Origin of the sequence: Frondihabitans peucedani (genome assembly GCF_039537585.1) — a bacterium.
GTDB classification, from domain to species: domain Bacteria; phylum Actinomycetota; class Actinomycetes; order Actinomycetales; family Microbacteriaceae; genus Frondihabitans; species Frondihabitans peucedani.
The window spans coordinates 502162-514246 of sequence record NZ_BAABAU010000004.1 but is presented as its reverse complement, the minus strand read 5'-3'; the positions used below and the strand labels follow the sequence as shown (position 1 = coordinate 514246).

General features: G+C 69.5%; 13 protein-coding genes. 6 read left to right on the top strand and 7 right to left on the bottom strand.

All coding sequences use genetic code 11. The features are described from left to right. Window positions 1-9: 9 nt before the first annotated feature. Window positions 10-741 carry an SDR family NAD(P)-dependent oxidoreductase gene (locus ABD733_RS15865; protein ID WP_344797958.1) on the bottom strand — a complete coding sequence of 244 codons (732 nt, stop codon included), beginning with the start codon at window positions 739-741 and terminating at the stop codon, window positions 10-12. Next, a complete protein-coding gene (locus ABD733_RS15860) occupies window positions 738-1133 on the bottom strand; it encodes a VOC family protein (RefSeq protein ID WP_344797957.1) in 396 nt (131 codons plus the stop codon). The genes ABD733_RS15865 and ABD733_RS15860 overlap by 4 nt, the downstream gene beginning before the upstream one ends. A 231-nt stretch (window positions 1134-1364) precedes the next feature. Here ABD733_RS15860 and ABD733_RS15855 point away from each other — a divergent pair, with 231 nt between their 5' ends. The 3 genes from ABD733_RS15855 to ABD733_RS15845 all read left to right on the top strand — a co-directional run bounded on the left by ABD733_RS15855 (window position 1365) and on the right by ABD733_RS15845 (window position 3357). Beyond that, window positions 1365-2780 carry a serine/threonine-protein kinase gene (locus tag ABD733_RS15855; RefSeq protein WP_344797956.1) on the top strand — a complete coding sequence of 472 codons (1416 nt, stop codon included), beginning with the start codon at window positions 1365-1367 and terminating at the stop codon, window positions 2778-2780. 173 nt (window positions 2781-2953) lie between these two features. After that, entirely contained in the window at window positions 2954-3094 is a 141-nt protein-coding gene (locus tag ABD733_RS15850) for a hypothetical protein (RefSeq protein ID WP_344797955.1), read from the top strand. Next, window positions 3091-3357, top strand: coding sequence for a hypothetical protein (locus ABD733_RS15845; protein ID WP_344797953.1), 267 nt, complete (start codon window positions 3091-3093; stop codon window positions 3355-3357). Before ABD733_RS15850 ends, ABD733_RS15845 begins: the two co-directional genes overlap by 4 nt. Before the next feature lie 119 nt (window positions 3358-3476). Here the strand turns inward: ABD733_RS15845 and ABD733_RS15840 are convergent, their stop codons facing one another. After that, entirely contained in the window at window positions 3477-3833 is a 357-nt protein-coding gene (locus ABD733_RS15840; protein WP_344797951.1) for a VOC family protein, read from the bottom strand. Between the two features lie 103 nt (window positions 3834-3936). Continuing rightward, a complete protein-coding gene (locus tag ABD733_RS15835; RefSeq protein ID WP_344797949.1) occupies window positions 3937-4782 on the bottom strand; it encodes a formate/nitrite transporter family protein in 846 nt (281 codons plus the stop codon). A 482-nt stretch (window positions 4783-5264) separates the two neighbouring features. On the opposite strand from ABD733_RS15835, the gene ABD733_RS15830 reads away from it, so the two are divergent. After that, entirely contained in the window at window positions 5265-6503 is a 1239-nt protein-coding gene (locus tag ABD733_RS15830) for an ice-binding family protein (RefSeq protein ID WP_344797947.1), read from the top strand. 40 nt (window positions 6504-6543) lie between these two features. Here the strand turns inward: ABD733_RS15830 and ABD733_RS15825 are convergent, their stop codons facing one another. Then, entirely contained in the window at window positions 6544-7533 is a 990-nt protein-coding gene (locus ABD733_RS15825) for an Abi family protein (RefSeq protein ID WP_344797945.1), read from the bottom strand. Window positions 7534-7722: 189 nt separating this feature from the next. Next, complete coding sequence (locus tag ABD733_RS15820) at window positions 7723-8139, bottom strand: hypothetical protein (RefSeq protein WP_344797943.1); 417 nt, start codon at window positions 8137-8139, stop codon at window positions 7723-7725. Between the two features lie 201 nt (window positions 8140-8340). Between ABD733_RS15820 and ABD733_RS15815 the strand changes: the two genes are divergently transcribed. Next, window positions 8341-10488, top strand: coding sequence for an MDR family MFS transporter (locus tag ABD733_RS15815; protein WP_425552936.1), 2148 nt, complete (start codon window positions 8341-8343; stop codon window positions 10486-10488). Window positions 10489-10556: 68 nt separating this feature from the next. Further along, window positions 10557-11171: a TetR/AcrR family transcriptional regulator gene (locus ABD733_RS15810; protein WP_344797941.1), complete on the top strand. Its 615-nt coding sequence runs from the start codon at window positions 10557-10559 to the stop codon at window positions 11169-11171. 22 nt (window positions 11172-11193) lie between these two features. Here the strand turns inward: ABD733_RS15810 and ABD733_RS15805 are convergent, their stop codons facing one another. Beyond that, window positions 11194-12042, bottom strand: coding sequence for an MmyB family transcriptional regulator (locus tag ABD733_RS15805; protein ID WP_344797939.1), 849 nt, complete (start codon window positions 12040-12042; stop codon window positions 11194-11196). Window positions 12043-12085 lie beyond the last annotated feature (43 nt).

The following is a 12085-nucleotide window of genomic DNA, read 5'->3' as shown; positions in this document are numbered from 1 at the left end:
GCCGCCCGACTACGCCTGCAGCTCGATGCCGGTCTGCTCGGCGAGCGTCTCCAGCAGCCGGTCCTGGAAGCCGGTGTCGTGCACCGAGGCGTGCGGCTGCCGCAGCTCCCGGTGGTACCAGTAGCCGCCGCTCGTGCGCGCTGCGGCCTCGGTGCTCGTGACGAGCCACTCCTGCGTCCGGTGGCCGAGCTCGAGGTCGTCGGAGGCGCCGGCGCCGCCCATCCTCGTCGGGACCCAGCCCGGGTCGACGGCGTTGCTGAAGACGTCCGGGTGCAGCCTGGCGACGGCCGCCATGAGCGTCGTCACGAAGAGCTTGCTGTCGGAGTACGACCCGGCGCGGTGCCCGGTCCAGTCGAGTCCGTCGAGCCGGGCCCGACCGCTCAGGTGCATGCCGCTGCTGAGGAACACGACGCGCTCGGGCAGCGGCAGGAGGGCGGTCAGCAGGTAGGGGGCGACGACGTTGACCGGCAGGACCGCCGGGCCGTCGTAGACGCCGACGTTGTGGATCACCGCGTCGAGACGGGGGCCGCGGCCGAGGGCTCCGGCGATCCTGAGCACGGCGTCCCGTTCGGAGAAGTCGCCGACGACCACCTCGGCCCCGCCCGCGAGCAGGGGCCTGAGGCTCTGGGCGCGCTCGTCGGAGCGCGCGTGGACGACGACCTGGTGGCCGGCTGCCTGCATGGTCTCGGCCGTCAGGCGACCGAGGCCGTCGGTCGAGCCGGTGACGAGGATCCTGCTCACGACTCGGCTCCGACGAAGAACTCGAGGGCGACGCCGTCCGGGTCCTTCACGCTGAGCGCGGTGCCGTACGACGCCTCGACGAGGCCCGAGTTCGCGATCCCTCTGTCGTCGAGGTGGGCCTGCCACTCGCGGAGATCGTCGATCCCGTCGACGGCGAACCCGAGATGGTCGAGGCCGGGGGTGAACGGGTCGAACCGTCCGTCGGTCCCGCGGTCGTGGACCGTGAGGCCGATGTTCGTGCCGGAGGGCAGGCGGAACAGGCGGCGCGTCAGGCCGTCGCCCTCGATCCCGCCGATCGGGGGGAAGCCGAACAGCCGCTCGTAGAAGGCGGCGCTCGCGTCGAGGTCGCGCACCGTGAGGGCGACGTGATCGATTCCGGAGAGAGTGGGCATCCGTCTAGACAACTCCGGTCGGGTTCGCGGGGTACAGAGCGCAGGGAGATGACTACAGTCGTCTCAGACAGCACGGATACGCTCGTCGCCGGCAGGGGGATGTCGGCGGGCGCCACCGGGAATGACCGACCCGGACCGTCGTCGAACTCCCGAACGGCACCCGTGCCGCCCCTGCATCACGAGCACCCGTCACCCGAGCAGCCTGCGGTGGGCGAGAACGAGGAACCCTCTGTGTCCACCGTCATCGGCGCCACCACCACGGGCAGCAGTCCGCTCCTCGGTGGCCGCTACCGCCTGCAGGAGATCATCGGACGCGGCGGCATGGCCGTCGTCTACCGCGCCCACGACGAGAGCCTCGACCGCCCCGTCGCGGTGAAGGTGTTCCACGCGGGGCTGGTCGATCCCGCCCGTCAGGAGGCCGAGCTCGGCGTCCTCGCATCGCTCGACCACCACGGCCTCGTGAACCTCCTCGACGCCGGCACGACCGAGACGACCGCCGGCCTCGAGCGGTTCCTCGTGATGGCGCTCGTCACCGGTCAGGACCTCGCCGACCGCATCACGGCCGGCCCGATCGCCTCCCGCCACATCGGCGAGATCGGCTACGACCTCGCCGAGGCCCTCGACTACATCCACTCCCACGGCGTCGTCCACCGCGACATCAAGCCGTCCAACATCCTGCTCGTCGACTACGGCGACAACACCAAGCGGGCCCGCGCGAAGCTCACCGACTTCGGGATCGCCCTGGCCGAGGACGTCGAGCGCCTCACGGCCGAGGGAGTCACCACCGGGACGGCGGCGTTCCTCAGCCCAGAGCAGGCTCGCGGCGGCGAGGTCGGCAAGGCCAGCGACGTCTACTCGCTGGGGCTCGTCCTCCTGCAGTGCTTCACGAGGCGCACGGAGTTCCCGGGATCGCTCGTCGAGTCGGCGATCGCGCGACTGAGTCGCGACCCCGTGATCCCGCCGGAGCTGCCCGAGAACTGGCGTCACGCCCTCGCCGCGATGACCGCCCAGGATCCTGCGGCGCGTCCCGTCGACGGAGAGCTCGTCGCACTGCTCCGCCAGGTCGTCATCACCGAGAGCGCCCGTCACCGCGACCAGGTCCTGGAGGAGGCGGACGAGCGAGCGCAGACCTGGGGCGACACCGCGCCGGACAACATCTCGGCGTTCCCCGACGAGGCGCTGCAGCGAGCGGCGGCGCTCGCCGCCCGCATCCTGCACGCCCCGATCGCGGTCGTGAGCGTCATCGACGGCGAGCGAACGCTGTTCCGCTCGTACTTCGGAGAGCAGGTCGCCGACATCGCCCGTCAGATCAGCCTCGCGCCCGGCTCGGCGCCGTCACCGGTGCCCGTGGTCATCCACGACGGTCTCGTCGATCCGCGCGTCCGCGAGAGCCACCTCGTCACCGGGCCGCTCGGCCTCCGGTTCTACGTCGGCGTGCCCCTGACCGGCAGCGACGGCTCGACGCTGGGAACCCTCTCGGTGCTGGACACCGTCCCGCACGAGACGACGGCCGACGACCTCCTCAACCTGGAAGACCTCGCGGCACTCGTCGTCGAGCAGCTCGAGTCGCGGCGCCCGGCCTCCGGACGCACGCTCGACACCCTGCCGCGCATCTCCGGCATCGACGTCCCGACGCAGGCTCTCTAGGTTCCGTATCCCGAAAACGCACTCCGGAGGCAGCTAGTTAGATCAACTAGCGATTGGGTGCATAATCGCATCGGCACCGATTCACGGCGGTGCTGAGGCCCCGATTCACGGCGGGGCCGCTGCTCGACAGGTGATTACTCAGGTGGTGCAGGCCACCAGGAATGAGACGACCGATGTCTACTTCGCGACCCCGAAATCGCGCTCACGCCCCGCTCCGCGCGGCCGGCGCACGACCCTCCGACCTCTGGCTCGAGGACACCCAGCCCATGGACCTCTCCGAGCTCTTCGACGCCCCCTCGGCGGACGCGGCATGAGCGCGTACCTCCGCGCCGAGGGCGTCGCCCCGGTCAAGATCCACGCCTACCCGAAGCGCCGCCGCGGCTTCATGAACGATGCCGAGCTCCAGGCTCTCGGGCAGGCACGCGCCACACCGCTCGCGAGTGCCGCGTCCGTCGTCAGCCCGGTCGCTGAGATCCGCCCCGCAGGCTTCCGCCCTGCCGGCATCGCCACCGACGGCCCCAGCTACGCCGACTTCTTCGCTCCGGCTCGCGAGCTCGCCGTCCAGGCGACTGCCTGACCGTTCCACATCACGCTCGTCGCCGGTGGCTTCTGCCACCGGCGACGTCGTGTCGGTCCGGCCCGACGTGCTGAGCCCGGGTCGACCTCAGCCACCGTCGGGCTCAGGCCGCCTCTGCCTCAGGCCTTGGGCGGCGAGTACAGCTGCAGGTCGTTGCCCTCGGTGTCCTTGAAGGGCAGGATCCGGCCCCACGGGTGCTCGCTGATCTCACCCTGGATGTCTGCGCCCCGGCTCTTCAGCGTCTCGAGCTCGTCCTCGATGCTGCCGTCCGGCTGGAACGAGATGACCGCTCCACCCGACGACGAGACCGCTGCGTCCTCGCGCCCGTTGAGGCCGATCATCAGGCCGCCGGCGTCGAGCTCCGACCAGTCGGTGTCCTCGCTCTTCACCTCGAGCTGCAGGGTGTCGCGGTAGAACGCGACCGCCCGCTTCATGTCGGTGACGGGGACCCAGACGGTTGCGACTCCGTGTGCCATGTGTTCTCTCCGATTCGTCATGCCCCCGGTCGATCCCGTGGACGCTTCCCGTCCTACGCGCCGACCGGTGTGCGGCCGCTGACCGCCCGGGTACAACAGGCGGTCAGGATCGGGCGTCGCTCGCCTGCTGGTCGCCCGCCTGCTGGTCGTCCTCCAGCTTGTCGTCGAGCAGCTCTTTCGTGCGGACGAGCCGCAGGGCGGTCACCAGCACCAGGCCCCCGAGGATGTTGAACAGCAGCGTGTAGCCGAACCAGCCGAGCCACTGCCCGTAGTCGATGTCGGCACCGGCCTGGATCGCACCGAAGATGAGCAGCGAGTCCAGGATCGAGTGGAACAGCTGGAGTCCGCCGAGGAGGAACGCGCCCGCGACGGCGGCGACGATCTTCGCCGTGTCGGAGTCGGTCCCCTGCTGCATGCGGGTCATCAGGGTGATGGTGCTCCCGCCGAGGACGGCGAGGATCACGGACTGGAGCGAGAAGGGCGCGTCGACGAAGTGGTGGGCCGACGTCGACAGGAGCTCGTGCCACTGCGGGAACGCCTGGACCACGAACCACATGAAGATCCAGCCGCCGACGAGGTTGGCGAGGAGGGTCCCCGCCCACAGCTTGACGAGCTGGCCGAAGGAGCCCTCCCGAGCCACCAGGGCGGCGATCGGCACGAGGAAGTTCTCGGTGAACAGCTCCGAGTGGGCCAGCAGCAGCGCGATGAAGCCGATGCTGAAGGCGAGGCCCGCCAGCAGGTGACTGCCGGTCTCGTCCAGGACCGCGAGGAGGGCCATGATCCCGAGACCCACCTCGAGTCCGCCGAAGAAACCGGTGATGAGCGTTATCCGCAGGGGTCGGTGGAGGCGTTCCGCTCCCTCGCCGACCGTGGTGTCGAAGGAGTCCTGAAGGTCGTCCTCGACTGGCCCGTCGGACTCGCCGAGCTCTCGTCGTCGCTGGTCGCTCATCCGCACCTTCCGCGAGGCGGCTGTCGCCCGTGCCCGGAACGGTAGTCCTGTCCGCAGCGGATGGCGGATCCTGCCGAGGCCCTCTCGAGGTCGGGGGAGGGCGGGTCGAAGTCGGGGGAGTGCGGGTCGAAGCCCCGGAGGCCGGCAGCGTGTTCATGCCGGCGACCGTGGCGCCGCTCAGAGATCGACCCGAAGACCCTCTGAGCGAGAACGACGAGCGCGACCCGAATCGCTTCTCATCACTCGGCCGAGATCCCGGAGGACCCTGTATCCGGCCCTCCCACGGGCCTGATCGGCTGGTGCAAGTAGACGCCTTCCCGGGCACTTCTCCCGGGAGCCAGGCACTCTGCCAGGTTCGACCCCCCACTTCGGGGAGATGCCTAGGCGCCGGGCACCGTGGAGCGCATACTGCCAAGACCGGGGATCACGCAAGCGTCTACGACGTCTCACAAGTGCCTCTCCCTCTCAGACAGGGGCCGCTGATGGCCACGTCCACCTCTTCAACCACTCGAACCGCCCTCCTGCTCACCACAGGGATCGGACTGGCTGCCGTCCTCGCTCTCAGCGCGAGCTCCGCCGCCTCCGCCGCGACCGTCGTCGACGGCCCGGTGAACCTCGGCACTGCCCAGACCTACAGCGTCCTGGGTGCCAGCACCGTCACCAACACCGGTCCGACGACGGTCGGCGGCGACCTCGGTCTCTCGCCCGGCACGTCGATCACCGGTTTCGGCGGCACCACCAACGGCTCCGTGAAGGGGACCATCCACCGCACCGACGCCGCCGCACTGCAGGCGCAGCGCGACACGACCACGGCGTACAACGTCGCCGCGTCGCTCACCCCGACCCGCAAGGGCCTGTCCGAGCTGAACGGCCTGTCGCTCACGCCCGGTGTCTACACGGGAGGCGCTCTCGCGCTCTCGACCGGCGGCGCCCTGACCCTGGCCGGGACAGCCGACTCCGTGTGGGTGTTCCAGGCGGCCTCCACCCTCACCATCGGGTCCGCCTCCCAGATCGTCATCACCGGCGGCGCGAGCGCGTGCAACGTGTTCTGGCAGGTGGGCAGCTCCGCGACCATCGACACCGCCGCCCGGTTCCAGGGCACGGTCCTCGCCGACCAGTCCGTCACGGCCAAGACGAGCGCCAGCATCGTCGGTCGGCTCCTCGCCCGCACCGGCGCGGTGACCCTCGACACCAACACGCTGACCGCACCGTCGGGCTGCCCGGCAGCGGGGACGTCCTCCACGTCGCCCACCATCACGTCCAGCGCCCCGGCCGGCGGAACGGTCGGCACCCCTTACAAGCAGACCGTCACCTCGACCGGCACTCCGGACGCGACCTACACCGCGACCGGCACCCTCCCCTCGGGCGTCACTCTGAACGGGACCACCGGCGTCCTCTCCGGCACCCCGACCCGCGCGGGCTCCAGCACCTTCACGATCACGGCGAGCAACGGCACGACCCCGCCTGACACCGCCACCTACACCGTGGTCATCCGGAACCCCGTCGTCACCACCCCTCGTCCCGTGGCAGCTGTCCCGGGTGGAGGCACCCCCGCGGGTGTCGGCTCCGGCTCCGGGACCGGCGGCGCAGGATCCGCGCCCGAACTCGCCTTCACCGGCTCGAACGCGGCTGGCCCTTTCGCCGGCGCCGGCATCCTGCTCGCTGCGGGCATCGCGCTGACCGTCTTCACCCGTCGGCGTCGGGCCGTGCACCACGCCTGATCGTTCTGCCTGACTGGCGGCGACGCGCCTGACTCACGAGTCAGGCGCGTCGTCGCCACAGGTCTTCGTCCAGCCAGCCCGCGGCGACGCCTAGGGACTCGACAGTGAGGTGATTCGTGGTCGGGAAGTCACGGAGGAGCGTAGCGACGCGGACGGACCAGTCACGGCCAGGGTGTGCTGACTCCATGAGATACGCCATGACCGCCAATGCACTGTATGAGCCGAACTGCTTCGGTGCTTCCCGCTGCGTCAGGTGAGCGAGGAGTGGGACTGAATCACCCCTGGGTCGCTTGGGCGCGCTTACGAGTTTGCGGTTGAACAGTCGAGCGTGATGGGCTGCCAGGTTCCGGACGTAATTGAGCGTGGCGATCCAACTCTGCATGAGCTGCTTTGTGGGGACACCGAAAGCCACGGCGATCTCTGTCGCGATGTCGTTCCGGAGTCCTGCGTACAAGCGAGCGACATGGCCAAGTTCGAGAACCTCGGTCAGGGCCCAGATCGGCATCCTGTCGTCGTACTTGAAGCGGAAATGAGCTACGAAGGCCTCGTCTGAGTTGTTCTGCCTCTCTCGCACTCGTTGCAGCCACATCTCGTGACGGCTCGCCAGCTGCGTACCTTTCCCATCCGCCTGCGCCCTCGTGAACGCTGATACGAACGTGGAGGCGTCCTCGTGCGCGAAGGCCGAAGCCCTACCTAGCGAATACCCGAGTCGCATGCGCAGCGCGATCTCGATCCGTTCGACGCCCTCGAGTACGAGCAGCCTCAATTGGCGATCGAAATGGATGAGATCAGCAGCCTCTTGGAGGCGAGCTCCGGTCTTGTACGAGTTGAGGACGCGGACACGTTCACGCCCGAAGTCATCGACGTATCGCTCAGACTCCCGGAACGGATACAGATACCCGGTCAACCGGTAGTAGCCGACCTCGCGCAGAAGAGCGCCGGCCTCGTTCCGATCGCCTACGTCCACGCCCTGGCGAAAGAGCCCCTCAACCTGGTCTTCGATTGAGAGCCATGGTTTGGCATACTCCACTCGGCCCTCCCCGGAGAAAAGAAAATCGGCCCGAGCCGTAAGGCGAGCGGGCCGATCGTGATGTTCCAAGGGTACTACAAGTGAGTATCGGCCAGCGGCGCCATCACGCTCGCCCAGCTCCTCGGGGTCGCGACGGCTCGAAGGCCGGTTCAAGGGGGCAGTCGGATCGTCGCTGCGACAGGCAGGCCCTCACCGCTCGACGGTGAACTCCGCGGACGGGCCCGCGCAGCTCGCGCCGTCGGGGCAGGACGAGTAGTCCCAGTTGGTGATCGTGACGGACGCTTGACCAGCCGGGACGCCGGGCGGGACGACGATTCGCACCGTCCAGGAGCCGTCGAACGTCTCTGTCGAGCGGACTGTCGCCCGCGCCTCAGCGCTGCCGGGGACGAGGATCGCAACCCTCCAGCCAGTGCGAGGCACGTCCACCGCGCAGACGTCCCGGGAAGAGAACTCGAGGGAGTCGCCGACGCGTGCCACCCCCGGCTCGATCGAGAACCGCGGCACGCAGCCTCCGCGGTCGACCGCTGGCGTGGCGCATCCGGCGAGAGCCCCGACGACGAGCGCCAGCATGGCGGCTGCTGCGACGATCCTCCGCGCATGTCTCATGGGCCCACCCTGGCAGCAGTGGGGTCCCTGAGCCAGCGCTCGAAGGACGGAAGTCACCCTCGAGAAAAATGTCGTCCTTTTGCGTTGATGCAGACATGCGCATCGCGTAAACTTGCAGACCTGCACAATCTTGCCGCGCGCGGTCGCCACCCGAGGTGATCCTGCGCTCGGCCCTTGTCGGTCCTCGCGAGAAAGAACACCATGTCAACAGCAACGGCATCCACCGAGGTGCGCACCGGTCGCGCGGCGACCGCTCCCGAGGGGGAGAAGCGTCCGATCATGACGCACCGCCAGATCCTCCTGGTCATCTACGGCCTCATGGCCGGCATGTTCCTCTCGGCCCTCGACCAGACCGTCGTCGGCACCGCGATCCGCACCATCGGCGACGACCTCCACGGTCTCGACCAGCAGGCCTGGGTCACCACCGCCTACCTGATCACGTCGACCATCGCGACCCCGATCTACGGGAAGCTTTCCGACCTCTTCGGCCGTCGCCCGCTCTACATCTTCGGCATCGTCGTGTTCGTGCTCGGCTCGCTGCTGTCGTCGTTCTCGACCTCGATGCTCATGCTCGCCGGCTTCCGCGCGATCCAGGGCATCGGCGCCGGCGCCCTGATGTCGCTGCCGCTGGCGATCATGGGCGACATCCTCGCTCCGCGCGAGCGCGCCAAGTACCAGGGCTACTTCCTGGCGGTCTTCGGCATCTCGAGCGTCATCGGGCCGCTGATCGGCGGACTCTTCTCGGGAGCCAGCCAGATCCTGTTCATCACCGGGTGGCGCTGGGTGTTCCTGGTCAACGTTCCTATCGGCATCGCCGCCCTCCTGATGGTCCTGGCCTTCCTGCACCTCCCGAAGGTCGGCGAGAAGCGGGCCCCCAGGATCGACTGGTGGGGCGCCACCTCGGTGATCGTCACGCTCGCTCCGCTCCTCCTCGTCGCCGAGCAGGGCCGCACCTGGGGCTGGGGCTCCGGGCTCGCGATCGCCTGCTACGTGATCGGTCTCGCCGGCCTGGTGTCGTTCCTCGTCGCCGAGACGCGGATGAAGGACGACGCGATCATCCCGCTGAAGCTGTTCCGCTCGGGCACCTTCTCGATGGCGACGCTCCTCGGCTTCCTGGTCGGCTTCGCCATGTTCGGCGCGCTCCTCACGATCCCGCTCTACCTGCAGATCGTCACCGGCCTCACCCCGACCGAGTCGGGCTTCGCCACGCTGCCCATGATCGGCGGCCTCATGATCGCCTCGATCGTCTCCGGCCAGATCGTGTCGCGGACCGGCCGCTACCGCATCTTCCCCGTCATCGGCACGGCCTTCACGGCCATCGGCTTCTTCGTCCTGACCTTCATGACGATCGACAAGCCGCTCTGGTTCCTGATGATCGGCATGTTCTTCATCGGCCTGGGCCTCGGTCAGCTGATGCAGACCATCACGCTCGCCTCGCAGAACTCGGTCTCGCCGCGCGACATGGGCGTGGCGACCTCGTCGTCGACGTTCTTCCGGCAGATCGGCGGCACCCTGGGCACCGCGGTGCTGCTGTCGGTCCTGTTCTCGCTGATGCCCACGAACATCCTGCACGCCATGGCCGACAAGCAGGACCTCACCAGCGCCCTCGACGCCGCGCTGACCCCGTCGGTCGCGTCGTCGAGCCAGAACGCCGGCGTCATGAAGCAGATCTGGAACCCGATCGTGAAGCCGATCAAGAGCCAGGTCCAGGCCGGCCTCGACAAGGGCACCGCCGCCGCGACCACGGCCGCCGACACGGCCGTGACCCAGAAGGTCACCGCGGCGATCCAGGCGCAGGTCGCTGCCGGTGCCGTTCCCGCGAGCGCCGCGCAGGGTCTCATCGACCAGCAGGTCGCCGCTGCCAAGCCGGACGCCGAGGCGCAGGCTCTGTCTGCCGCCGCGAAGCAGGCCGACGCCTCCGTCGTCGACGGCAGGCTCGCGGTCGACTGGTCCGACTCCGCTCAGCGCGGCCACTACGTCGACCAGGTCGTGCCGTCGCTCGTGAAGCAGCTCGACAAGGGCACCTCGTCCGGCTCGTCGTCGGCGAGCGACACCAGCGACACGTCGTTCCTGAACGGCGCCGACGCTCGTCTGACCAAGCCGTTCATGACCGGGTTCAACGACTCGGCCGTGAGCATCTACTGGGTCGGCCTCGGCGTGGTCCTGCTCGCCTTCGTCCTGTCCCTGTTCTTCAAGGTGCCGCCGCTCCGCCAGAACTCGGCGCTCCAGGAGCAGGCCGACAGCAGCGCGGCCGACGACGACCTCGTGACCCGGGCTGCGGGTGCCGCAGCGGTCGCAGGATCGCCGACCGGCCCGAACACCGGCTCCGTTCCGACCCGGCGCCGGTAGAGTCGCGCGCGGCCCGTCGCATCGGCGGCGGGCCGCGCTTCCACCGCACCCCCACCCGGAAGAACCCCGTGACCACCACCGCACCAGACATCTCGAACGAGAGCGTCACCGCCGACGCCGACACCTCGACCCTCCGAGAGCGCAAGAAGCAGCGCACCCGCCAGCTCCTCCACGAGGTGGCGATGGAGCTGGTCCGCGAGCGCGGCCTCGCCGGCGTCACCGTCGAGGAGATCTGCGCCGAGGCCGACGTCTCCACCCGCACCTTCTTCAACTACTTCTCGACGAAGGCCGCCGCTGCCGTCGGCCTGACCTCGCCCGTCCTCCGCGACGACGTGCTCGAGAGCTTCCACGCACGTCGGGGCGACGTCGGCATCGTGCCCGACCTCTGCCGGGTCGTCGCGCAGACGATCGACCTCCCGGAAGACCGGGCCCGCATGAAGGAGCTCATGGACCTCCGGCCCGAGCTCGTCCCGACGATGCACGCGTGGATGAACGAGTTCCGCGGCCAGATCCTCACCGCCGTCGAGGCCCGCATCGGCGCCGAGACGGCCGGGCTCGCCGTCGCCCTCGTCATGAGCGCGTTCATGGTCGCCCTGCACGGGCCGTCCGTCACCTCGCGCGACGAGCTCGCCGAGCGGCTCGTCCGCACCGTCGCCGAGATGGCGGAGCTGGCCGTCCGCTAGCCGAACAGGGCAGCAGCCCGCGTCAGCGCGCCTCGCCGATCGTCTGCGTCCCGAGCACGGCGAGGAGCCGCAGCTTGCTGTCGGACTCGCTCCGAGGCGGTGCCGTGAGCACGAGCAGCGTCTGCGACTGGTCCTCCGTGAAGAGCACCTGGCAGTCGAGCTCGATCGGTCCGATCTCGGGGTGGATCAGCGTCTTGTGCTCCTCGAAGCGGCGCGCCACCTCGTGCCGCTCCCAGATCTCCCGGAACTCCGCGCTCCGCTCGAGGAGGTCGCCGACCATCTCGCCCGCGCGAGACCGCGGCCCCAGAGAGCCGTACGCGGAGCGCAGGATCGAGACCAGCGCGCGGCCGGCCCGGTCGCGATCCTGCTCGGGGTAGCGCCACCGCTCGGTCTCGGGCCGGACGAACCACCGGTGCACGCTGCTGCGCTCGAGCCCGGAGTACCCGCTGACGTCGCCCAGCAGGGCGCGCGCCGAGTCGTTCTGCACGAGGGTCTCGCCGAGGGCCGACAGGATCAGCGCCGGGGTGTCGTTCAGCCGGTCGAGCACGCGCAGCAGCGACGGCGACACGAGGTCGCTCACGGCGACGGAGTCGGGAGCCGAGTGGCCGGCGATGCGGTAGAGGTAGTCGCGCTCGACGCCGGTCAGCCGGAGGGCCCGGGCGAGCGCGGCGAGCATCTGCGTGCTCGGCTGCGGTCCGCGGCCCTGCTCGAGGCGCGCGTAGTAGTCGGTCGACATCGCCGCGAGGAGCGCCACCTCCTCGCGTTTCAGCCCGGGCACGCGTCGACGGGCGCCGGGGGAGAGCCCGACGTCGGCGGGCTGGAGGGCGTCGCGGTGCCGGGAGAGGAAGTCGGCGAGGGCTGTGCGGTCCACCTGGTCAGTATGGTCCGCCGCTGAGGGCCCAACCAGGGACCGC

What these genes read in the sequence shown, in the direction of transcription:
- ABD733_RS15815 (WP_425552936.1), top strand. Translation starts at nt 8,341, where the DNA reads ATGTCAACAGCAACGGCATCCACCGAGGTGCGCACCGGTCGCGCGGCG.
- ABD733_RS15860 (WP_344797957.1), bottom strand. Translation starts at nt 1,133, where the DNA reads ATGCCCACTCTCTCCGGAATCGATCACGTCGCCCTCACGGTGCGCGAC.
- ABD733_RS15850 (WP_344797955.1), top strand. Translation starts at nt 2,954, where the DNA reads ATGTCTACTTCGCGACCCCGAAATCGCGCTCACGCCCCGCTCCGCGCG.
- ABD733_RS15830 (WP_344797947.1), top strand. Translation starts at nt 5,265, where the DNA reads ATGGCCACGTCCACCTCTTCAACCACTCGAACCGCCCTCCTGCTCACC.
- ABD733_RS15835 (WP_344797949.1), bottom strand. Translation starts at nt 4,782, where the DNA reads ATGAGCGACCAGCGACGACGAGAGCTCGGCGAGTCCGACGGGCCAGTC.
- ABD733_RS15840 (WP_344797951.1), bottom strand. Translation starts at nt 3,833, where the DNA reads ATGGCACACGGAGTCGCAACCGTCTGGGTCCCCGTCACCGACATGAAG.
- ABD733_RS15845 (WP_344797953.1), top strand. Translation starts at nt 3,091, where the DNA reads ATGAGCGCGTACCTCCGCGCCGAGGGCGTCGCCCCGGTCAAGATCCAC.
- ABD733_RS15820 (WP_344797943.1), bottom strand. Translation starts at nt 8,139, where the DNA reads ATGAGACATGCGCGGAGGATCGTCGCAGCAGCCGCCATGCTGGCGCTC.